This is a genomic window from Nitrospira sp. M1, from assembly GCF_965152605.1.
In genome coordinates, this window is sequence record NZ_OZ224217.1 from 1,709,114 (window position 1) to 1,731,355 (window position 22,242).

General features: G+C 49.0%; 22 protein-coding genes, 1 tRNA gene and 1 pseudogene. 16 read left to right on the forward strand and 8 right to left on the reverse strand.

Annotation, left to right across the window (positions count from 1 at the left end; all coding sequences use genetic code 11):
• Nucleotides 1-23 precede the first annotated feature (23 nt).
• The gene (locus ACWHX8_RS07990; protein ID WP_447971427.1) at nt 24-860 is read right to left on the reverse strand and encodes a substrate-binding domain-containing protein; all 837 of its coding nucleotides are present in this window, start codon (nt 858-860) and stop codon (nt 24-26) included.
• 265 nt (nt 861-1,125) lie between these two features.
• The gene (locus tag ACWHX8_RS07995; protein WP_447971428.1) at nt 1,126-1,437 is read right to left on the reverse strand and encodes an FmdB family zinc ribbon protein; all 312 of its coding nucleotides are present in this window, start codon (nt 1,435-1,437) and stop codon (nt 1,126-1,128) included.
• A 268-nt stretch (nt 1,438-1,705) separates the two neighbouring features.
• Between ACWHX8_RS07995 and ACWHX8_RS08000 the strand changes: the two genes are divergently transcribed.
• A complete protein-coding gene (locus ACWHX8_RS08000; protein WP_447971429.1) occupies nt 1,706-1,885 on the forward strand; it encodes a hypothetical protein in 180 nt (59 codons plus the stop codon).
• Between the two features lie 43 nt (nt 1,886-1,928).
• On the opposite strand, the gene ACWHX8_RS08005 is transcribed toward ACWHX8_RS08000, so the two are convergent.
• On the reverse strand, nt 1,929-2,204 hold the full coding sequence (locus tag ACWHX8_RS08005; RefSeq protein WP_447971430.1) for a hypothetical protein: 276 nt from the start codon (nt 2,202-2,204) through the stop codon (nt 1,929-1,931).
• A 39-nt stretch (nt 2,205-2,243) separates the two neighbouring features.
• Here ACWHX8_RS08005 and ACWHX8_RS08010 point away from each other — a divergent pair, with 39 nt between their 5' ends.
• The 5 genes from ACWHX8_RS08010 to ACWHX8_RS08030 all read left to right on the forward strand — a co-directional run bounded on the left by ACWHX8_RS08010 (nt 2,244) and on the right by ACWHX8_RS08030 (nt 6,478).
• Nucleotides 2,244-2,678 carry a hypothetical protein gene (locus ACWHX8_RS08010; RefSeq protein ID WP_447971431.1) on the forward strand — a complete coding sequence of 145 codons (435 nt, stop codon included), beginning with the start codon at nt 2,244-2,246 and terminating at the stop codon, nt 2,676-2,678.
• A gap of 106 nt (nt 2,679-2,784) precedes the next feature.
• On the forward strand, nt 2,785-3,825 hold the full coding sequence (hemE, locus tag ACWHX8_RS08015; protein WP_447971432.1) for a uroporphyrinogen decarboxylase: 1,041 nt from the start codon (nt 2,785-2,787) through the stop codon (nt 3,823-3,825).
• Nucleotides 3,826-3,941: 116 nt separating this feature from the next.
• Nucleotides 3,942-5,402 (forward strand): protoporphyrinogen oxidase, encoded by a 1,461-nt coding sequence (gene hemG, locus ACWHX8_RS08020; RefSeq protein ID WP_447971433.1) that lies wholly within the window; start codon nt 3,942-3,944, stop codon nt 5,400-5,402.
• Nucleotides 5,402-5,746, forward strand: coding sequence for an acylphosphatase (locus ACWHX8_RS08025; protein WP_447971434.1), 345 nt, complete (start codon nt 5,402-5,404; stop codon nt 5,744-5,746). Before hemG ends, ACWHX8_RS08025 begins: the two co-directional genes overlap by 1 nt.
• 216 nt (nt 5,747-5,962) lie before the next feature.
• Entirely contained in the window at nt 5,963-6,478 is a 516-nt protein-coding gene (locus ACWHX8_RS08030; protein WP_447971435.1) for an adenine phosphoribosyltransferase, read from the forward strand.
• Between the two features lie 128 nt (nt 6,479-6,606).
• On the opposite strand, the gene ACWHX8_RS08035 is transcribed toward ACWHX8_RS08030, so the two are convergent.
• Nucleotides 6,607-6,825, reverse strand: coding sequence for a hypothetical protein (locus tag ACWHX8_RS08035; protein ID WP_447971436.1), 219 nt, complete (start codon nt 6,823-6,825; stop codon nt 6,607-6,609).
• On the opposite strand from ACWHX8_RS08035, the gene ACWHX8_RS08040 reads away from it, so the two are divergent.
• The 3 genes from ACWHX8_RS08040 to ACWHX8_RS08050 all read left to right on the forward strand — a co-directional run bounded on the left by ACWHX8_RS08040 (nt 6,824) and on the right by ACWHX8_RS08050 (nt 8,563).
• A complete protein-coding gene (locus ACWHX8_RS08040) occupies nt 6,824-7,246 on the forward strand; it encodes a TraR/DksA family transcriptional regulator (protein WP_447971437.1) in 423 nt (140 codons plus the stop codon). The genes ACWHX8_RS08035 and ACWHX8_RS08040 overlap by 2 nt on opposite strands.
• A 125-nt stretch (nt 7,247-7,371) precedes the next feature.
• Complete coding sequence (gene queC / locus ACWHX8_RS08045; RefSeq protein ID WP_447971438.1) at nt 7,372-8,070, forward strand: 7-cyano-7-deazaguanine synthase QueC; 699 nt, start codon at nt 7,372-7,374, stop codon at nt 8,068-8,070.
• 40 nt (nt 8,071-8,110) lie between these two features.
• Entirely contained in the window at nt 8,111-8,563 is a 453-nt protein-coding gene (locus tag ACWHX8_RS08050; protein WP_447971439.1) for a c-type cytochrome, read from the forward strand.
• Nucleotides 8,564-8,673: 110 nt separating this feature from the next.
• Here the strand turns inward: ACWHX8_RS08050 and ACWHX8_RS08055 are convergent, their stop codons facing one another.
• Nucleotides 8,674-10,455, reverse strand: a complete 1,782-nt coding sequence (locus tag ACWHX8_RS08055; protein ID WP_447971440.1) for a M3 family oligoendopeptidase — start codon at nt 10,453-10,455, stop codon at nt 8,674-8,676.
• A gap of 542 nt (nt 10,456-10,997) precedes the next feature.
• Here ACWHX8_RS08055 and ACWHX8_RS08060 point away from each other — a divergent pair.
• A complete protein-coding gene (locus ACWHX8_RS08060) occupies nt 10,998-12,086 on the forward strand; it encodes a zinc-binding metallopeptidase family protein (RefSeq protein ID WP_447971441.1) in 1,089 nt (362 codons plus the stop codon).
• A gap of 162 nt (nt 12,087-12,248) precedes the next feature.
• Here the strand turns inward: ACWHX8_RS08060 and ACWHX8_RS08065 are convergent.
• The 3 genes from ACWHX8_RS08065 to ACWHX8_RS08075 all read right to left on the reverse strand — a co-directional run bounded on the left by ACWHX8_RS08065 (nt 12,249) and on the right by ACWHX8_RS08075 (nt 13,092).
• A tRNA-Thr gene (locus tag ACWHX8_RS08065) sits at nt 12,249-12,324 on the reverse strand.
• A 10-nt stretch (nt 12,325-12,334) separates the two neighbouring features.
• Nucleotides 12,335-12,658, reverse strand: coding sequence for a hypothetical protein (locus ACWHX8_RS08070; protein ID WP_447971442.1), 324 nt, complete (start codon nt 12,656-12,658; stop codon nt 12,335-12,337).
• Between the two features lie 2 nt (nt 12,659-12,660).
• Complete coding sequence (locus ACWHX8_RS08075) at nt 12,661-13,092, reverse strand: tyrosine-type recombinase/integrase (RefSeq protein ID WP_447971888.1); 432 nt, start codon at nt 13,090-13,092, stop codon at nt 12,661-12,663.
• 12 nt (nt 13,093-13,104) lie between these two features.
• On the opposite strand from ACWHX8_RS08075, the pseudogene ACWHX8_RS08080 reads away from it, so the two are divergent.
• From ACWHX8_RS08080 to ACWHX8_RS08105, 6 genes and pseudogenes are all read left to right on the forward strand, one after another.
• Nucleotides 13,105-13,746, forward strand: a pseudogene (locus ACWHX8_RS08080) (IS6 family transposase).
• A gap of 305 nt (nt 13,747-14,051) precedes the next feature.
• Complete coding sequence (locus ACWHX8_RS08085; RefSeq protein ID WP_447971443.1) at nt 14,052-14,543, forward strand: RNA polymerase sigma factor; 492 nt, start codon at nt 14,052-14,054, stop codon at nt 14,541-14,543.
• Between the two features lie 325 nt (nt 14,544-14,868).
• Nucleotides 14,869-15,900: a FecR family protein gene (locus ACWHX8_RS08090; protein WP_447971444.1), complete on the forward strand. Its 1,032-nt coding sequence runs from the start codon at nt 14,869-14,871 to the stop codon at nt 15,898-15,900.
• 236 nt (nt 15,901-16,136) lie between these two features.
• Nucleotides 16,137-18,869 (forward strand): TonB-dependent siderophore receptor, encoded by a 2,733-nt coding sequence (locus tag ACWHX8_RS08095; RefSeq protein WP_447971445.1) that lies wholly within the window; start codon nt 16,137-16,139, stop codon nt 18,867-18,869.
• Nucleotides 18,870-19,045: 176 nt separating this feature from the next.
• Nucleotides 19,046-20,713 carry a cyclic peptide export ABC transporter gene (locus tag ACWHX8_RS08100; RefSeq protein WP_447971446.1) on the forward strand — a complete coding sequence of 556 codons (1,668 nt, stop codon included), beginning with the start codon at nt 19,046-19,048 and terminating at the stop codon, nt 20,711-20,713.
• Nucleotides 20,714-20,771: 58 nt separating this feature from the next.
• On the forward strand, nt 20,772-22,196 hold the full coding sequence (locus ACWHX8_RS08105) for a diaminobutyrate--2-oxoglutarate transaminase (RefSeq protein ID WP_447971447.1): 1,425 nt from the start codon (nt 20,772-20,774) through the stop codon (nt 22,194-22,196).
• Nucleotides 22,197-22,242: the final 46 nt, after the last annotated feature.

The window sequence follows — 22,242 nt, forward strand, 5'->3', positions numbered from 1 at the left end:
CTTCGGCCAGTCTCGCATTGAGGTTAGTATGTATCAAGAGGATAATAGTGATTCGCTTTCACAATGCGTTGACCTTCTGGCGACAAGACGAATTGTTCAAATTCTACGGTCAACGGGGATGGATCCTTGCTGGTGTTGAAGACTACCGGTCGCTGGAGTGGATATGTTTTATCCAACACCGTTTGAAATTCGGGTTCAATCTTATCGATAAAGATGAGATTAATCGCGACACCGTCTTCTTTTGCGCGTAAGGCTGGCGCCATCGAGACAAACGTAATGGCCGCGAGGTCGCCTGTCACAGCATTGATGGCGTGCCGCTCTTGGTCCACTATTTTGGCTGATCTGGAAATCCGCGTAATCCCTAGCACATCGGTCAACCCTTGTCGAATGTTTTGATTCTCGGTTCGATTCACCAGCTGTATTTTCATCTCTGGCGCTTCTTCATATACCTGAGACCAGTAGCGAATTTCTCCCGAAAAGACGCCAGCGACCTGCGCGAGGCTCATTTCTGAAACTGGATTTGAAAAGTTAGTCAATATGGCAATTCCGTCGCGGGCGACGACTGTCGATCGCAGGTGAGGTGCGTGATACCCCGTTACTCCAATATCGGTTTCACGTAACTCAAGCGTTCGTATTGGTTTTGCGTGCTCATGCCAAAACACATCAACGGAGACCGAAAAATGGTTTTCTTCAAACGCTTTAGCCAAGTCTGCGACTAAATGACGTTCCGGTCCATTTCCAGTAATCAGAAGCGTGCCGGATATAGTTGAATCATTGAGGGAAAGGTCTTCCGCATTCAGTGCGCTTATCCAGATTGCAGGAGAGAATATGAGTAAGACACTGCATAGGAAGATTTTCACTCCATCCTCCTCATTTCAAACGTCTGTCTTATTGCGAAAAAGAGGAATGCCACGCGACACGCTCTGTACTGGGTTTTGGCAACTCATGATTCTTTGTTCAACAGAAACCCGCGGAATAATTCCTGTTTTTAGGCATGAATGTCAAGCCACGAATGCGGAGTCTTAAAAAACAGTGACGTCATAGCTTATATGCTGCAACCACAGTGGCCTCAACATCGGCTGTCCATGTGTTGAGCCCGAGCTGTACAAACGACATTCACGTATTCTATGCCGAATCGCTAGAGGTTGAGCCGGGTGGCGTTGGTGGAGGACCTGGTGTAATAGCTGTACGTTGGCCAATCAGCGGGGGGAGTTTAGAGAATTTGTTCACTCGCTCATCCAACATATTATACGCTTTCATTTCTGCAAAACCTGTCTTATGTGTTCCCACGACTTTTGAGGCAAAGGCGGACATGATTCTTCGGCTCTTGGTCGCATTGCATTTTGGACAGATTGTGTCTTCGGCCTTCACGCTCAGCGCTTGCATCAGTTCATACTGATTTTCACATGCCTCACACACGTATTCATATAATGGCATTGTTAACCCTCCTTAACGCTCTAAGAGATAGTTATTCATTCGCTAGTGAATATCACGAGAGATGAAAGTCATCTGATTAATTGGTTCCTGAGCAACGGTTCAGAGCATGCCGTATTATAGCGAATCGTGGAGAAGCATCGCTATGGCTTGCCTCAAAACCATTTTCGGTTGTATTGTAGGTGAGAGTCTTGACTTTATCAAAGTGAGACCATTACTTTACGAGGTTTCAATTTCGAAAAACTCTATCAGAACGCGAAGGAGGCGTGCCATGCCGGTGCTCATTCGGAAGTACAAGCTAGCCAGTGGATTAATGCAAGAAGAACGTATTGATGAACAGGATCGTATCGATCGTTATTTTCGTCTTTTACATCGTGATGATGTCAAAAAGTTACAAGCCGGAGAAAAAGTTATCGTTGAAAAGGATGAGTGGCAACTCTTGGGTGACTAGTCTTCTCATGTCACAGCCTAGAATTTCCAGAGCCCCTATGGTGTTATGAATTATTGGATTCATGTGAGACATGCTCTTGATCAGGCGATGCTCCATCGTGAGCGTTGTCTTGAAATACCATCAATGGCGGGACGTGCTGATTTCTGGGATGGTGGGTGGTTTGAGTATCCAGATAGAGAGACGGCGCTTGACGAATTAGAAAATACAGGTCTGACCCGACTGGAGCATTGTCCTGTTTGTAAGCCTTAGGCATGACATGCTGAATCGTTTCCTCTGAAACCTTCGACTTCCACTGAGTTTTCCCAACATCTAATTCCATGCCTCTCTCCACTCTTTTTTCCACTAGGACAATCCAATCATGGCGCAAAAGTTCGGAAATTTCCGTTGGGTAAAAGAGGGGTACTTAGACAATAGAATGGAAGGGCTTGTTGTTGGGCAAATGCTGTTTGCCGGACTTGGGCTTGTAGACTTTTGTCTCGCAGGGCAATGCACTGGAGAGATTCGTGGGCACGTTTTTCGATTTCAGAATTCAAAGTTTATTGATGACCCAAGGGCTCTTGATACGCTTGCTGAGTTGGAGAGTCCGCAAATTGGTAAGGTCAGCCTGATTTCCTTTGACCCGCATCCATTGCTGCCTCCTCACCCCTATATTGAATGGTTTTCGCAGGACGAAGATCATTACCGTCTTGAATTAGAGCCAGATGATGCACAGATCGTATCAGTTGAAGACCTTCATGAGATTGAGGAAACCAGCCAGTCCATACGTGCTCGGCTCCAACCTCTACTCAAGTAAGTAGGTGATGGTTGAGACGAGTCAGGATGATTTATGTCTATGATATTTCCCATGTAAACAAAAGGATTCGTTGACAGCCTAAAGGGGCGCTCGTAAAATACCCGCCATGAATGATCGTTTTCTTCGAGCATGCCGTCGTGAACCTGTAGACCGAACCCCGGTCTGGTTTATGCGACAAGCCGGCCGTTATATGAAAGAATATCTAGCGGTCCGTAAGCGGCATTCCATTCTTGATGTGTGCAAAACTCCAGAACTCGCCACAGAGGTAACCCTTCAGCCGATTGAACGGTTTTCCCTGGATGCAGCCATCATTTTTGCTGACATTCTTCTTCCGTTGGAAGCCATGGGGTTGCGTCTAGAATTCGTTGAGAGTAAAGGCCCGGTCTTTCATAATCCTGTTCGCTCTGATGCGGATGTCGAGCGGCTTATCTCTGTCGATGGAGAATCGTTTGGGTATGCCGGTGACGCGATTGCGATGGCACGGAAAGCTCTTGCCGGTCGTGTGCCCCTCATCGGTTTTGCTGGAGCCCCGTTCACTCTTGCCAGCTATGCAATCGAAGGTGGTAGTTCTCGGGACTACCGTTTGACGAAAGAGATGATGTTCGCGCGCCCAGACCTTTGGCATGCGCTACTCGGTAAATTGGCAAATGGGGTGATTGAATATTTACAGGTGCAAATTCATGCAGGGGCTCAGGCCATTCAACTCTTTGATAGTTGGGTGGGGTGTTTGAGTCCTGATGATTACGAAGAATACGTGTTGCCGCACACGCAACGAATTTTTAATGCTGTCGCATCAGCCGGCATCCCCAGAATTTATTTTGGGACAGGAACGGCAACGTTACTCCCTTTGATGCGAAAGACTGGCTGCGATGTCATGGGGCTCGATTGGCGAGTCCGGCTGGACGAAGCGTGGGCAACAATTGGCTATGATCTCGCGGTGCAAGGGAACCTTGATCCACTTGTGCTTGGAGCGCCGATGAAAGAAATCGAGAGGCGTGTTCGGAAAATTTTGCAACAAGCGAATGGGCGAGTTGGTCACGTTTTTAACCTCGGTCATGGGATTCTCCCTCATATCTCTGTTGATGCTGTAGAAGCCACGATAGACTGTGTTCATCAATTCAGTACACATGAGGTCGAGGCATCGTAAGCCTTCGACGCACTCCAGAGCACCCCAACATCCTACTTCCTGTGTTGATTATTTGGCAGAGAACGCGATGGTTCTTTGGGAGCCAAGTCTCATGACCATAAAGGACACCTTGCCTTATGGTTGATCCTGCACGTCGTGTTGTTATTGTCGGAGGCGGTATTTCAGGCCTCGCCACGGCGTTTGCCATTCAGGAAGAATCCCAAAGACTGAATGTGACGCTTGACTGTACTATTGTTGAGGGGCATGACCGTTTCGGAGGCAAAGTCCTCACGCATCAGATTGATGACTTCGTGATAGAGGGAGGACCAGACTCCTTCTTAACATCGAAACCTTGGGCGTTTGAATTGTGTGAGAAGCTTGGTCTTACCGATCAATTGATTAATACCAATATGGCGAATAGCCAAACATTTTGCTTTACCAAAGGTCAGATGCGTGAGTTGCCTCAGGGGTTGGTCGCGTTCGTTCCGACTCGACTCAGCTCACTGTTTTCGGGTGGCTTAATTTCCCCCTTGGGTATTCTTCGAATGGGATGGGAATGGTTTGTGCCACGTTATACCAATTTAGAGCACGATGAGTCGCTAGCGTCATTTTTTCGTCGAAGACTTGGAGCGGAGGCGTTTGACCATTTTATCGAACCCCTTGTTGCTGGAATTTATGCTGGTGATGCGAATGAATTAAGTTTGAAGTCGACCTTTCCACGGTTTTATGATCTTGAGCAAGAGTATGGGAGTTTGATTAAAGGCATACGTGCTCAGCAGGCTCGACCTAGCTCGTTGTCTGTGCAGCAGAAGCCGCAACGTACCATGTTCACGACTCTTCGTGGTGGACTTGGGGATTTAATTCAGGTGCTCGTGAAACGGATAGAATCCAATGGGGCTACGCTTCTGACAGGGCATCATGTCGCGGAGATTACTCAAGCCAAGGTCACGACTCACGCTACGTATAGCGTCGTGCTCGATAATCAGGAACGTATGCCTGCTGATGACGTAATTTTGGCGACTCCTGCGTACGTGACGGCCAAACTGCTTGAACCATTAGCTCCTCCGGTAGCTTCCCTGCTCAACCAAATTCCGTATTGTTCGACTGCCACAATTTCTCTGGCCTTTCCATATCATGAGGTTGAAAAATTGATACGAGGATTTGGGTTTGTCATTCCTCGAATTGAAGGCCGGTCCTTACTTGCCGCAACCTGGACGTCCTTAAAGTGGCCGAATCGAGCAAATGCGCAACATGCCTTGATTCGCTGCTATGTCGGTGGAAAAGGCCGGGAAAAGATTCTTGAAGAAGATGATACAGCGCTTGTGGCATACGTACGGGAACAATTACGAGAAATGGTCGGCATCTCGTGTGAACCGTTATTTGCCGAAGTCTATCGATGGGATCGTGCGATGCCACAGTATGTGTGTGGGCATGGTCAACGGCTTCGGGAAATTCGCTCTCTGATGAATGGACTTGAGGGTATGCATCTTACCGGCGCGGCGTTTGAAGGTCTTGGCATCCCTGACTGCATTCGTGAAGGGACTCGAGTTGGGGCAGATGTCGTTCAATCTCATCAAGAGCGTATGGAGAACGGATAATGACTATGCCCGAAGAGCTGAATATGGACAGGTCATCGCCGGAGAAAGAGCAATCTGCGCAGAAGAATCAGGTTCGTGCGCACATTGTGGTAGATGGACGTGTCCAGGGTGTATCCTATCGAGCGTTTACTCAGCAACAAGCCTCTAGGTTACACCTTCATGGATGGGTACGAAATCTTCCCAGTGGACAAGTGGAATGTGAAGTGGAAGGTCCTCCTGAGTTCGTGGAATCATTTCTCACGTTTTTGCGGAAAGGCCCTGCTCTCGCGCAAGTCGCCCACGTCCAGGTTAATTGGATTTCCGTGGTCAATGATGTTGAAGCGTTTCGAATTATCCGGTCCTAATGGGAGATCAGTCGTGGGTATCGAGATCGACAATGACTGAATAGGCTCTCAGTTGTCCATACGCTACAGAGAAGATGAGGTCGTCTTTCATACATGTTGCACCCATCCAAGTCGTCGCAAGATGGTCAAGGTAGGCCATTCACCATAAGAAAAAACAATTGTAGACATAACTCATTCTATCGAGCATGATATGCGGAACAAAAAAGGTGTCATGACATGAATTACAAATCACTCATTCGCGAAGTTCCCGATTTCCCCAAACCTGGAATCCTTTTCTATGACATCACAACGCTGTTAAAGGATGCGACCGCTCTTCGAACGATTGTCGATGAACTGACGGCACAGTATGAGTCGGCCAATGTTACAAAAGTCATCGGGATTGAGTCACGTGGCTTCATTCTCGGTAGTCCGTTAGCGTATCGACTCAATGCGGGCTTTGTGCCTGTACGAAAACCTGGGAAATTGCCTGCTGATGTCTATGAAGTCAAATACAATTTGGAGTATGGATCGAGTTCTCTTGCCATCCATCGGGATGCCATTGTGCCTGGGGAACGGGTCTTGGTCGTGGATGACCTCTTAGCAACAGGAGGCACGGCCGGGGCGACGGTGCATCTCATTCGACAATTGGGTGGAGAGATTGTTGATGTTGCGTTTCTTGTTGAACTGGCATTCTTAGCAGGTCGGGAAAAACTTCACGATTGTTCGGTACACTCACTAATCACCTATTCTTAAACCCCTCTCTTTGCCATATGGATAAATTTTGCTAAGATCACCCTCCCATTTCGGTTTGCGGGCCTATGGTGTTTGATGCCTGTAAACTGCTTCAGCCAGAAAGGGCGCTGATGTATGGCTTCCAAAGTTCAGAAAAAAAAGAGTGTCTCGCGAACAACCAAGGGTAAGAAGAGTCCTCCCTCGAAAAAAGTTGTTTCAAAGAAGAAGGTTGCGGCAAAAACTACTTCTCCAAAATCCAAGGTTTTGAAAAAGCCATCGACGCAAGTAAAAAAGGTGACCCGTGGTTCAGGAAAGGCTTCTCCGTCAAAAAAGAAGGAAGCTGCAAAACCACCGAAAAAGGATGCCATGAAGAAAGAGTCAAAAACAATCCACGCAAGCCCTTCTAAAGGACGTAAAGCGACGCTTCGAAAAATTTTACTTGCCAAACGTGATGCTATAACGCAGGCCATTAAGCATCAGTTGGGACAATCATTGACGGAAGAGCAGCAACGTCGGTTAGAGTCGGCTATGGATAGCGGTGATCAAGCGCTTGTTGATTTGGATAGAGAAATGGGGATTTCTTTGCAAGAAATGAGAAATAAGGAACGACGGCAAATCGAGGAAGCACTTGTGAGCCTTGAAGAAGGCACGTATGGGATGTGCGCGGAGTGCGGAGAGGAAGTCAGCGAAAAGCGACTCCAGGCGCTTCCCTTTGCCCGTTTATGTGTCGCTTGTCAAACTAACAGAGAACTCATGGAGAAAATTGAACGATCTGAACAGCGTTCCTGATTATGGCGCTGTCTGTATCTTTCCATCATCATCGACAACGGATGCATCTATGGGTCGTATTCTGTTTCGTTGAGAGATCTTACGCAAATAGGCCGACAGAGTAGTTTGATTGGCCGTTAGGGTTCATGTCCAAACGCAAAGCCATTATTCTTGCAAGTGGTGGACTCGATTCGACCGTCACGGCTGCGATGGCCAAGTCTGAAGGACATGACCTGTACCTGCTGACGGTATTCTATGGTCAACGTCATCGTATTGAGGTGACTCGTGCCGAAAGTATTGCGACATGGTTGCAGGCTGTAGAACACAAAGTCATCGAACTTGATCTTCGGGCTTTCGGCGGGTCTGCGCTTACGGAAGATCTCGAGGTTCCGAAGCGGCAATCGCTGAACGATCGCCAGTCTGGCATTCCTATCACCTATGTGCCGGCTCGGAATACAATTTTCTTAAGTCTTGCGTTGGCTTATGCAGAAGTCGTCCATGCGACGCGGATCTATTTTGGTGCGAATGTTCGTGACTATTCAGGGTATCCTGACTGTCGGCCTGAATTTGTTGAGGCGTTTGAGAAGGTTGCACGTCTGGGAACTCAACGAGGTGTTGAAGGAGAATCCATTGAAATTCTTACACCGCTGATGAGCATGACGAAGGCGGAAATCATTCAACGAGGGCTGGAACTTGGCGTTCCCTTGCAACTCACGCATAGTTGCTATGCGCCTCATGTAGATGGACGGGCATGCGGTGAGTGTGATAGTTGTCTTTTTCGCCAAGAAGGATTTCAAGCTGTGGGTATGGATGATCCTTCCACTACTAAGTCTGATTCATGTTAGAATCGATCATTTATCTCTTTCCGCAATTTAAATATTGTATATGATTATTCCCGACATTCCTCATAATGTGGTCGCGCAGCGCCTATGTGGGCTGATTGTCGTTGCCTGTATCCTTTCATTTGCAGGATGTTCCGAAGCTAAAACCGACGTCAGTCACGAAGGGCATGAAGCCAGTGGCTCGCCTGTTGCCATAATCAAGACGGATCACATGCCGCAGGACTTGGCGAAGGGAGAGGGGTTATTTAACGACAACTGTGCTCGCTGTCACGGACCTCAAGCAGGTGGAACGAAACAGGGGCCGCCGCTCGTTCATAAAATTTATGAACCGAATCATCATGCGGATTTTGCTTTTCAGCGAGCGGCAGCGCAGGGAGTTCGCGCGCATCATTGGAAGTTTGGCAATATGCCAAAGGTCGAGACTGTGACACCAGAAGACGTGACCGAGATCATTCGTTATATTCGCTGGTTGCAGCAACAGGCAGGAATTTTTTGATCCTTCGAACCTTTCTTCATGGAATCCTTCCACATAGCCTGTCGTTCTGACAGGACCGTAACGTTTTCCGAACATGGCAATCGTGTTGACTTCCTCACGGTCATGTGCGGCTATGTCATGGTTTTCTCTAATTCCACAACAAGATCTTGAATACGGTTAAATCCTTCTTGCCAAAAACTTTCAGACCGAATGTTTACCTTCAGTGGTTTTAGGAGGGACTCGGGATTGGCGGAACCACCGGCCGACAGCAAGTTCAGATACTTCGGAATAAACGTGTTCCCCTCTTGTTTATACCGTTGATAGAGAGCGAGGACCAGTAAATTGCCGAAGCTGTAGGCGTAGCAATAGAACGGGCTGGAGAAAATATGCGGAATCGATAACCATTCCCATTGAAATTCTTTGGAGACCTGAACGCCGCGTCCAAATTGTTCACGGAGCAGCTGGAGATAGGCCTGAGCAAGGGCATCTATTGTCGCTCCATCGCTAATCATGTCGTGGGCGAGCCGTTCGAATTCCACAAAATAGGCTTGCCGGAGAATCGTGGCGTAGAGGTCATCAAGGTGTGTCATTAAGAGCGCTCGCTTCGCTTGGACTTTGCGTTCTTGACTTAAAAAATTCTCCGACAACAATTGTTCGCCAAAAATTGAAGCCGTTTCCGCAAGCGGGAGGGAGGAGTGGAAGGTCAACACCGAATGTTGATGTGCGAGCATGCCATGCACGGCATGACCCAGTTCATGTGCAAGGGTCGAGACGTCTCGCGGATGACCATTAAAGTTCATTAAGACATAAGGCGTTCGGTGAGGGGTTACGCTATAACAAAACGCTCCCCCCATCTTTCCTGGACGAATTTGGGCGTCAAGATGTCGTTCTTCTATGACTCGTGCTGCCAGCTTCGCCACTTCGGGTGAAAAATGTTGATACGACTCATTCACCATCTTCCAAGCTTGTGAAAACGAGTATTTTGTGGAGGACGTTTGAAGAGGCGCATAGAGATCATAGCGTGTAAAGTTCTTTTTCTTCAGCAGTTTGGCTTTGAGGCGGAAGTAGTGTTGAAAGATACTGGCATTCTTTCGACATGTCGTGAGCAGTGCCGTTACGGCTTGATCCGGAACATCGTTGGCCATGTTGCGGACGGCGATAGGTGTGCGATGGCGACGAAGCGTCACGCCTTCATTTTTCCAGTCCAACACCAATGATTTATACATTTCTCCAATGACATCACGATGATCTGAATAGACACGGAATAATTCTTGATACGCGGCCTGTCGACGTTGAGTCGACGGATGTCGAACATGCGTGGTTAATTCTTCGCGTGTCAGGGTTTGAACTTTCCCGTCTATCTTCAGTGAAAATTTAAACCCAGACGTCAAGACGCCATACAACATTTCGATGGCACTGCGACCCGTACTATCCTTTACGCTTATAATTTGTTCTTCAGTTTCGCTTAAAGTATGAGGCTTTATCCGAGTGAGCGTATCAAGGTAGTAGTGGAGTGTTCCGGATTGACGAAGATGGGATTTGGCTTTGTGAATGCTGAGTCCCTGCCACCAGAGATCTAAGAAGAGGATTCGATTATCAAATTTCGTGAGGCGTTCACGAACTGTAGCTTGGAACGCTCGTGCCGCTTGCTGTTGCGTATTTTCTGCAAACCACAGGAAAGCAAACGCATGGAGCGTTGTCGAGATTTCAGCGATGGCTTCTTTCAACTGATAGGCCTGCTTGAAAAGTGTTGAGGAGACATCCTGTTTCAACCGTGGCCGTAATCGTTCGAGCTGACTCACCTGGCGTTCCTGCTGTCGGCAAAGACGTTCAAAGTCCTTGTCCGGTTGCGCAAGAAGGTCAGATAACTTCCAGCGAGGAACGGCTTGAGATTTTGATGGCGTTTTACTCATTCGTGATCCTCATAACTCCACCGAGATGTAGGGTGAATACACAGTCGAGGAAGCTTTGTTGAAGAGATTTACTTTCTAAAGACTACGGTATGAACTCTCGACTCTATGCCGCATCAACAGTATCACTAGTACGAGACCTTTGCTTTTCAGTATACAAGGCCCAATCTCTTCTTACCAGAATTGGGAGGTCGGTACAACTTTTTAAAGAGCCCGTAAATATTTTGGTAGTTTGGAACGTGGAAACTGAATGTTCAAGAGTCGTATCCATAGAAGCGAGAAAGGTATGTCTGCGTGTGGCTCATGATTATTCTCGATCTTGTATACTACAACATGGTCAGATCATGACAGGTTCGGTGTTGTATAGTTTGTCGTGTTGAATGATTCATCTGTGCACTGTGGGCAACCAGTGAGAGACGCGAGTATGAGGGGCAGCGCTATATTTTAGTTGTGAGCAGGATTTTGCCTATCCTCTAATTTCAATCAGTACTATGTTCAAGTCGGTCGATGGCTGAATATATATTACATATAAGGACTATGTGGATATGAAGAAATTTACTTGTCATTGTGGCAATACCTTATTTTTTGAAAACACTCAATGTGTGGCCTGCAATTCGGATGTTGGCTGGTGTCCAGCCTGTCAGCGGTTGACCGGCTTGATACTATCTTCAGACATCTTTCAGTGTGGGTTTACGGATTGCCAGGCTTCACTTATTAAATGCCATAATTATGACATCGAACATGTGTGCAATCGATGTATTGTCGTCAATACCAATGAAGCGGCGAGTACAAGTTTGTGTGATTATTGTCGCTACAATGACACGATTCCCGATCTTTCTGTCGAGGGAAATCGAGAACGTTGGTATCGACTTGAAATAGCTAAACGACGTCTTCTCTATTCCTTGGATGTTTTAGGTCTGCCTTATGGCACAGCTGAAGATGGCATTGAACCTGCCCTGTCATTTGACTTTAAGGCTGATGCGAACTTTCCTGGTAATCAATGGAAGCCAATGGGAGATCATGAACAGGTCTATACAGGCCATGACAATGGCAAGATTACAATCAATCTTCAGGAAACCGAAGACGTGGAGCGTGAAAAACTACGCGTGTCCTTGGGAGAAGCCCATCGAACCATCGTTGGACATTTTCGGCATGAGATTGGGCATTATTACTGGGAAATGTTCATACAAAACACGGAAGAAGAGGCCTTTATTCGTTTGTTCGGCGATTATCAAAACCCGACCTATTCGCAAGCGTTGGAACAATATTATCAAGAAGGGCCTCCGTACAATTGGCAGGAAAGTTTCATCAGTGCCTATGCGACGATGCACCCCTGGGAGGATTTTGCGGAAACGTTTGCGAAATATCTTGCTATGGTGAGTGTCTTAGATACTGCGAGGCACAATTTTGCCGAAGTTGGTATCGATCCTACACGAGCTGAATTCATGGAAATGATAAAATCTTATCAAAACTTGGGTACGATGTTGAACGAAATGAATCGTGCCATGGGTTTGATTGATCTGATGCCGGAAACTCTTGTTCCGCCTGTTGTGAAAAAATTGCAATTTATTCATACGATAGTGGTAGCCGCACAAACAAGAACGCCACAAGGAGATACGGCTAACCATCTATAGACAACGCTCAGAAGATACTCAAGTCTTAAATACTGAATAGATTCCAATTCAGAAGAAAAAGTGAACGGCTTACCGGAAATTAACCGTGCCTACCCACGTTGAGTGTTAGAAGATGGTATGGAGAGCATTTTTACGGTAAGGAGATAGTCTTTTGAGTGTGTATGGAGCTGGCGAGAGGAATTGAACCCCCGACCGGCGGTTTACAAAACCGCTGCTCTACCAACTGAGCTACGCCAGCTCACAGGCGTTTATGCGTTGCGCTTCCGAGAAGTGTCCACCAAATGCCCACGCCGCGGAATGGCCAAGTGCTGTTGGTGCAATTGGACCATCTTGCGGCCGGCTTCCATGAGATCCTGGACATTCACAATATTATAGCGGTCAAAGACGGCTCGCGTTTTGTGTCCGGTAATTTTCATCGCGACTTTCTCCGGGACACCAGCCCGAACAAGATTCCGCACCGCAGTTCGCCGAAAGTCATGGACAAGGGCTCCGCGATAGCGACGGTTCAGAACCTCTTTTTCTTTTGGCTTCTCCCAGCGACCCAAGCCAACTTTAACACAAGCTCGCTGCAAGGCTACGCGAATGCTCTTGAGCTTACGGCCCTTGAAGTGCGCGACCCACTCACACTGGGGATGCTGCAATTGGTGTCTTTATACCAGGATGATATGGCGTTGTACAAATCACCGCCCATAATCACCATCCGCGGTTCTCCAGTCTTTGTATCTGCTCCCGAGAGTTCCATTGTAACGGTTTTCATGCGGGAGTCAAACTTGATTTGTCGCCACGTCAGCGTGAGGACTTCTCCGCTGCGCATGCCGGTCCAGTAACAGATCGTAACCACAACCTTCGCAAGTGGGGGGAGCACTTCACGGACACGAATGAATTCCTCAAATTCACGAAACCCAGATCGCGGAGGTGGTTCTTTCAGATTTTTCCAACGAGGGACTTTGGCAACCTTCGGTGGGTCTGATTTAAAGGCCAATCGAAACCCTTTAAATGCCGACATTTCCAGCACGGTATGATCCTTCAACGCATGCGGTGGTATCTCGCCTACGCACTCAGTTATCGAGACATTAAGGAAATGATGGCCGAACGCGGCTTCTCTGTGGATCACTCTACCATTAACCGTTGGGTCCTGCTGTATTCTCCGCAACTCGATGCAGCCGTTCGGCAGAAGAAGAAACGCGTTGGTAAGCGGTGGAGAATGGATGAAGCCTACGAGAAGGTGAAGTGCCAGTGGAAATACTATTATCGCGCGGTAGGTAAGCAGGGAAAGACGATCGACTTTCTCTTAACCGCCATACGAGATACCAAGGCTGCCTTACACTTTTTGAGGAAAGCGATTAGTCAAAACCGAAAACCGAGTCTCGTCAATATTGATGAGCGCATGGCCAATCACGCCGGCCTGAAACAAGTGAATCACGAGCAGAAGACGCGCATCAAAATTCGCCAATGTAAATATCTGAATAATATCATTGAACAAGCACATCGTCGCATAAAATAGTTAACGCGACCGATGTTGCGGTTCAAAAACTTTTATGCTGCCCAACGAGCGTTAGCGGGAATGGAGGTGATGGTGATGATCAAGAAAGGGCAGATAAAAATCCGAGCTGGAAATAAGCAATCGTTCGCCGAACAGTTCTATGCGCTTGCTGCCTAGTCAGGTTGGGCCACACGTTCTTGTTCGTCTCCAGCTCCTGTTTGCGACAAGACCAATCAACATGTTCTATCTGGTGTTTAGACATGGACAAGTTGCGACTGAAGGCCGTATGTTCTCAACGATAAGCAAGTTGCATTGACATGGTGATGATAATTATGATAATTAATTTCATTATCACTATAAATTTCCTGACTTGGAGTTTTATGTAGAATGCCATATTACTTATGAAGACGTGTTTTAAACCGTATTTCTTCTGACCCGATTGGAGTCGTTTATTGTCTGAATCGTTGAGCCCGAGCTTCACCATGAGTACGCTCGTACGCGAGCATTACGACGAATTGTTGAGGTTTTTCACCAGACGGCTGCAGTCACGTGATGATGCCTTGGACGTTGTGCAAGAGGCTTTCCTCCGCATCTCTTCTCTACAATCGTCTCGAGCCTTTGAAAATCCTCGTGCCTTTTTGTACAAAACAGCCACAAATATCACCATTGATCTTTATCGCAAGCAGCAGAACCCATCGTACCGTCTTGTCGAATTAGAGGAAGCGAAAGACTGTCCATCGGCAGTTCCCAATCAAGAGCGTATCTTGGCTGGAAAAGAAAAGGTGCAACGGTTGAGTCAGGCGATTGCCGAGTTACCCCCCAAATGTCGCCGGGTGTTTCTCCTGCACAAAGTCCGAGGAAAGTCTCACCGCGAAATCGCGAATATTCTCGACATTTCCCACGCCATGGTGGAAAAACATATGATGAAGGCTATGGTGCGCTGCAGCCAGTTCCTCGACAAAGAAACTGAGTAGGGATGGTAGATCAATGATTTTCCGGTTTTGAGCGCGCGGCTTCCTCCCTAACCCTCACACAACAATCCTGGTCTTAGAGGTACCCCTTAAGCGACTCCAAGTAGAAAAATCTTGCCGTCCTAGGTCTGGATCCCCCCTCTCCATCCGTTATACCTATTAGACCCTCTACGTGTATCTTGGTATCATTCTTCGATTTGCAATCTCCACGAACGGCTAGTGCGTGAAATGTATGGCATCACCTGTCGCAGGCAGCAAAGAGTCGAGTCTCACGATCACTCGTCCACATATCGGACCAGATCTCTGGTCGTCAAGGAATCACTGACTGATGCTCGAAGATCTTCACCCGTCTCCCCAGTATTCACCCCGTGAGCAGGCGCTGGCCTGGATCATCCGTTTACAATCGGGAGAAATGAGTCCGGAAGATCGACGAGCGTTTGAACAATGGCTTGGCGCACACCCCGAGCATCAACAGGAATACGCACGGGCGACGGAGATGTGGGAGACACTGGATCACGTGCCGAAATTTCTTGACGAGGAATTGGCGGACGTCGATCACTATTGGGAACAAAAGGTGCGTGAAGCATCCGCACGTAGGGCGAGCTGGCAGTGGGGATGGCCCCCAGCCATCACGACGATAAGTCTAGCCCTGGGAATAGTAGGCTGTCTCGTGTGGCTGTGGCCCAGTTCATCAGTAGACCAGGCCTCGTATCAAACAGCCAAAGGCGAACAGCAAACCGTGATGTTGACGGATGGCTCGACGCTGCGGCTGAACACCGACTCGCAGGTATCGGTGGAGATATCTGATGAACGTCGCATTGTGCGCCTCGAGCGAGGGGAAGCGCTCTTTACCGTGGCCCATGATCCCCAACGTCCCTTTGATGTGCATGCCGCAAACGGCATTATCCATGATATCGGGACAGAGTTTCTTGTTCGTCAGTCTTCGAACACGGTCCAGGTCGCCGTTCTGGAAGGTCGCGTTGCTGTGGAGGTACCAGGGCACACACCCGGGATATCGGAGAAGACTCCTCAACTGCTCAGGCAGGGCGAAGAAGTGTTTTATACAGCTGAAGGTGATCTCTCTGCCAGCAAACCCTTTAACGTGCACATGACGGCGTCGTGGCGGCAAGGTCAATTGGTCTTCGTCGAAACACCCTTGCGTGATGTCCTGAATGAATGGGCACGCTATCGAACCGACGCCATTCGCCTGAGTGACCCGAGTCTCGGGCATGTCCCGATCACGGGTGCGTTTCATCTTGATAACCCCACTGGGTTTTTTCGGGCCTTAGAAGATATGCTTTCTCTGTACCCTACCCGCCATGGCCCGAACCTTATCGTGCTGGAACGCCAAGACCATTAGTGGTTCTCCCGGTACCCTTTGCCTCCGACTTGATACTTTTTTCACTATTTTTTCTCTGGAGGTAGGGATCTGCAAAAAGGATCCGTCATACCTAACATGACGATTTTTTTAAAAGGGTTCATATCGAATTCATAAATAATTGTTTCTGATCGAGGACAGAGGACGTAGATTCCCGATCCCACAATTCTTTTTGTAGTTGTGGGGTTTTTTTATGCCTAGACAAAAAGGAAATACGAATGAAACCAAAGACGTTCAAGCGGAGGAAGCGGAGTACGCAACAGCAAACGACAGCCACACGGGTACATGCGGCGTTTCTCAAAGCAGCGGAAACGGTTAATGGACAGCATCGGCACAGTTTGGTCTGGGGGTTTATGGTTGGACTTTCGTCATTAGCACTGGGAACGTATCATCCCGCGTTGGCACAAGATACGCAGGACTCGCCGCAGCTCGGACCATTTCGTCACGAAGCCCAGGATTTGCTGATCGGCGGTCGCCATCATCCCATGCTCGCGGCACGTCAAGATGGGGACGAGCTTACCCGGCATTCCTTGAGGCTTCCTGCTGGAGCCTTGCAGCCAGCGCTCTTGGCACTAATAGAGCAAGGCAAGGTACAGCTGGCGTATCCTTCTAAGTTAGTCGCGGGACTTCAAACAAAGGGGCTTGAAGGGCTGTATACCTCCGAAGAAGCCTTGCAACGATTGCTTCAAGGCACTGGTCTACAGTACCGCTTTTCCGATGTCGATACCGTGACGCTGTTTGCACAGGAAAATGCCGGTGCGGCGGGAGCCGCTGGAGCGGCAGTTGGGGGGATATCCTCCAACTCCGACATCCCCGTTGTCGAAGTCCAGCCGGTGGAAGTGACGGATACGATCACCCGCTCCAAGGTGTTTCTGCCGCCTGTGGATGGCTATAAGGCGGATGAGACGACGAGCAGCACTCGCACAGCTTTGCCGATTACTGAAACGCCCACTTCGATCGGTGTAGTCACCCGTGATGTCATTCGCGATACCTTTTCGCTCTCACAGAGGAGTGCGTTGGAGCATGTGAGTGGAGTATCAAACGGAAGGATACGTCCAAACCGATCGGAAAGTTTTCAAATTCGAGGGTTTTCCGATGGTGTAGAAAATTTTAGTGTGCTTCGATCAAATGGGTTGCCGACCGACACGTTCTTTGCTCCAGACCCGGCATTGATTGAACGCTACGAGATTATCAAAGGCCCAGCTTCAATAGCAGGCGGTGCGTCGAGTCCAGGCGGAGTGGTAAATCGTATCACCAAGACTCCGCAAGATACGAATTTTGCTATTTCCGAATTTCAGGCAGGGTCCTATGATTTCTATCGGGGCACTGTAGATGCGAATGGAGTCTTGCCGCAGCATCCCAACGTACGCGGGCGACTGATCTTTGCGGTAGAAGAGGGAGGGAATTTTATTGATAACGCCCCAGTGCGGCAATATATGGTGGCTCCCTCGATCGAAATGGATTTCTTTGACGGAGCTGGCACCCTCCTCCTGACCGGCCATTACCAGCAATTTGACGGGGCCGGTTACAGCGGGTTTCCATTAACACAGAATGGGAAAATCCCTGATATTCCCCGCACGCGTAACTTTGGCGGAGGAGACAAGAATGGGGCAGAATTAACCTTTCGAGGACAGGATTACGAACTGCACTATAATCACGAATTTGTGAATAATTTAACGCTCTCGTTCAAAGGCAAATACGAACATTCCGATTTGTCGGATAAAAGTCTCTATGCCTACGCCTATGGGGGCGGGCTTCCGCCCAGTGGAGATATCCCAGTCTCGGTCGGCTTGCGTCAATTCGACATTGAAACGTTTGCTGGTGAAATTTTTCTTAACAAAGAATTCGAGGCATTTGGGCACAAACATGAGGTGTTAGCTGGTGTCGATCATCGTGAGCAGAACCTGGACTTTCTTTTCGGCTATGCCTATGCCGGGGGAGGGGCGACAGACAATATCTTTAATCCAGCCAATAATTTTCAAGCCCCATCAAATGCCGATCTTCAAACAGCGGCGAGTGGTGACTTTAATCCACGCACGACTGACTTGAGGCAAACTGGTCTCTTTAGTCAGATTGTGGTTCGACCCTTTGACGCGCTCACGTTCGTGGCAGCAGGCCGATATGATTTTGTGGATATTGCTCAAAAAGATACCCGTACGAACGATGTGAATGAGGATAAATCTCGAAAGTTAACTGGTCGCGTCGGGGCAACCTATGAGGTGCTTCCCGGGTTTCGAGTGTATGCTGGCTTCTCTCAATCATTTCAAACCAATGCCTTCGCTGTGACAAGAAACGGTCTATTAGCCCCGGAGACCGGAGAGAACTACGAGGTAGGGGCAAAGGTGGATCTCTTGGATGGACGGTTGCGCGTAACGACAGCACTGTTTCGGAACTATCGACAAAATGCGGCGACAACCGATCCGACGGATGGGCGATTTTCTATTGGCATAGGCGAGCAACGTCATCAAGGCGTGGAGTTTGATGTCAATGGCCAGCTCTGGCCAGGCCTAAATGTGACTGGAAACTTTACGTATCTCGATGCGGAGATTACTAAAGATTCTCGTAATGGCGCGGTCGGTAGTGCTCCACCTGGAGTTCCGCGGTATTTCGGTGGGGGGTTTGTGACGTATGAACTGCAGACGGGAGTGTTGCAAGGGGTTGGCTTTGGCGGCGGGGTCTACTTCCAAAGTCCCGTCAAATTGGGGACTCCCAATACTCTTTCATTCAATGGGTATGAGCGCGTAGATGCCGTGGTGTTCTATCGACCGCCACAAAAGGTCTACGATTTCACCATTAATGTGCGGAATTTATTAGACGCGACATATTTGGACAGTATTGGAATCAGTAATTTCAATAATTATAACAATTTTGGCGCGCCAGTCAGCGTGTTCGGTACGCTACGAGTCAGGTTTGATTCAGAGCTAGCATGGACCCCGCCGTGGGCGGATTGAAGAGGGAAGGGGGAAATGCAAAGTGAAAAGTGCAAAGTGCAAAATGAGGGAGAAGGGGAAACGGAGTGAGACGTCGTTCGTGAAGCGTGAAGTGAACTGGTAAAAGCAAACTAAGGGAATAAGCAATCTTTATTAATGTATGGGTTCCAATTGATACTGAATACGAGAGCAAGACTATGCAGGTAATCCTCTTTCTTTTACGTGCTTCATGGGGCAAGGTGGTGTTGGCCGGTTTGACTGGTGTCGTCAGTGGGCTTGGTGGAGCGGGATTGCTGGCGTTGATTAATCGGGCCTTACATACATCCAGCGACCTGACGAGTCTGGTGTTTTGGGGATTCTGTGCTGTTAGCGTAGTCGTGTTGGTATCGAGAATGCTGTCGCAAATTGTCCTTGTGCGATTGGGGCAACAGCTCATTGCCGACCTGCGGATGCAACTCAGCCGGCAAATCCTAGCCTCTCCCGTCCAGCATATGGAGGAGTTGGGTGCTCATCGGGTGTTGGCGACGCTGACGGACGATGTGTCGGCGATGGCGACGGCCTTTGTGACGTTACCTATGTTGTGTGTGCAACTTGCGACGGTGGCGGGTTGTTTGGCCTACCTGGGTTGGCTTTCCTGGCCGTTAGTTCTCGTGGTCATGGGTTTTATCGCGATGGGTATCCTGTGCTTTCGCCTGCATGAAACCTACGCGATCAAGGCGTTGACGTCGGCTCGCGAAGCCAGTGATCGCTTGCATCATGCCTTTCGGGCGATGACCGACGGCATGAAAGAGTTGAAGTTGCATCGTGCCCGCCGTGCTGCGTTTTTCTCGCAAGGACTTGGATCGGCTGTTCACGCATATCGCCAAGCGTTTGTGTCCGGGATGACAACCTATACGATCGCGGGTGGGTGGAGTTCACTGCTGTTGTATACCATGATCGGCCTCTTGTTGTTTGGAGTGCCACTCATACACGACCTCTCGGCGGAAGCTACGACGGGGTATATCTTAGTGTTGCTCTACTTAATGTCACCATTGGAGTTAATCGTGGATGCGTTACCGGGCCTTGGGCGTGCGAGTGTCGCCTTGCAGAAGGTTCATGATCTTGGCCTTTCGTTGTCTTCTGGTGAGGAGGTGCCGCAGGGCACATCAGACCGCCTTCCGTCGTTCTCTTCTGAGTCTTTCGGAGATTCCACGGTCTTGGAACATGTGGAATTGGTTGGGGTTACGCATCACTATCATCATGAACGTGAAGATCGCCCGTTCCAGCTTGGTCCGATTGATGTATCGTTTTATTCGGGCGAAGTGGTGTTTTTAATTGGTGGAAATGGGAGTGGTAAGACGACGTTGGCCATGCTGTTGCTGGGCCTCTATGCGCCAGAGCGCGGGGAGATTCGTGTAAATGGCGTGCCCGTTTTAGATGATGAACGCGAACACTATCGGCAGCATTTTTCAGCCATCTTCTCAGATTTTTATCTGTTTAACTCGTTTTTGGGCATTAAGACGCCTGAGTTGGAAGTCAAAGCCGTGGAATATCTCCGGATGCTTGAACTCGACCACAAGGTCACGATTCACGAGGGTAAGTTGTCTACGCTGGCGCTGTCGCGTGGGCAACGCAAGCGCCTGGCCTTAGTGACGGCCTTGTTGGAGGATCGTCCGTTTTATGTTTTTGATGAATGGGCCGGCGATCAAGATCCGATCTTTAAACGCTGGTTTTACGAGAATGCGCTGCAGGCATTAAAGGCCGCGGGAAAGTCCGTGTTGGTGGTCACACATGATGATCAGTATTTTTCAATGGCCGATCGCTGTCTCAAAATGCATGATGGACAGCTGGTTCCAGTTTCAGAGCAGCCGATGATCCCAGTATAACGTCCGTACACATAGCACAAGTCTTACGTCGAGCATGACCAAGGAAGGACAATCGCTCATGTTTACACAGACCACTCCCCCGCATGTTGTGGTGAAGAGTCGCACAGATTCCGAACCCCTTCGTTCTCCGCATAATCCGGTCATTGCCAATTCCTATCTTGAGCGGCAGGTGGCTCGTGAGTCCAATGCCCGCAGCTATCCACGTCGCATTCCCCTTGCGATTCAAAAAGCCAAGGGAGTGTACGTGTATGACACTGAAGGTCGCGCCTACTATGACTGCCTGGCCGGAGCCGGGGCATTGGCCCTGGGCCACAATCCCCAGGTTGTGAGCGATAGTATTCGCCGGGCTATGGATGCTGACTGTCCCATGCAAACCTTGGATCTGTGTACGCCGGTCAAGGATCACTTTGTTGAGCAAATTCTCGCCAGTTTGCCTGACGACTTTTCTTCCAGTGCTCGCGTGCAATTCTGTGGACCGTCCGGAGCCGATGCGGTGGAAGCGGCGATCAAGCTGGTGAAGACGGCCACGGGGCGGCGGTCAGTTGTGTCCTTTCATGGCGGGTATCACGGCATGACGCACGGGGCATTGAGCCTGACAGGACATCTTGAGCCTAAATTGTCGATTGCCGGACTCATGGCGGATGTCCATTTTCTTCCCTTCCCCTATCCGTACCGTTGCCCGTTTGGAATTGGCGGTACACAAAGTGAACAGATTGCTCAAGCATACGTGGAACATGTGTTCGATGATCCCAACAGTGGCGTGTTGCCGCCTGCCGCTATGATTTTGGAATGCGTGCAAGGCGAAGGTGGTGTCATTCCGGCGCCAACGGAATGGCTTCGCGCAATGCGCCGGATAACGAGTGAACGCGGGATTCCTTTGATTGTAGATGAGGTGCAAACGGGATTGGGACGGACGGGAATGCTGTATGCATTTGAACTGGCTGGTATTAAGCCGGATGTGGTCATCTTGTCTAAGGCTATCGGTGGTGGCTTGCCGCTCAGCCTTATCGCGTATGATGCCGCATTGGACCAATGGTTGCCGGGAGCGCATGCGGGAACCTTTCGGGGCAATCAACTCGCGATGGTCGCCGGTGCCACAACGATACAGTTTGTGATTGATAACCATCTTACTGAACAGGCCGAGCGGCTAGGAAACCGATTAGTGAGTCAGTTGCTACTGATTGAAGAGCGGTCGTCATGTATTGGTGAGGTGCGAGGCCGTGGTCTGATGATCGGCGTTGAAATTGTCAATCGCGAGAGTCCTCCTGATAGCTGTGGAAGTTGCGCCTCCGACTCAGTCATGGCACAGCGCATTCAGCATGAATCGCTTCGACGCGGGTTAATCTTGGAATTGGGGGGACGCAATGGATGTGTTGTCCGATTTCTTCCACCGCTAATCGTGACGGAATCGCAGGTTGATGAGATTTCACATATCTTTGCTGAGGCCGTTGAAGCAGCTGAGAGTAGAGATAAACATGCGTAGATTGAGCAGAAGCCCTCGTTTCCAGTCTTTGTTGCTATGTGGATTA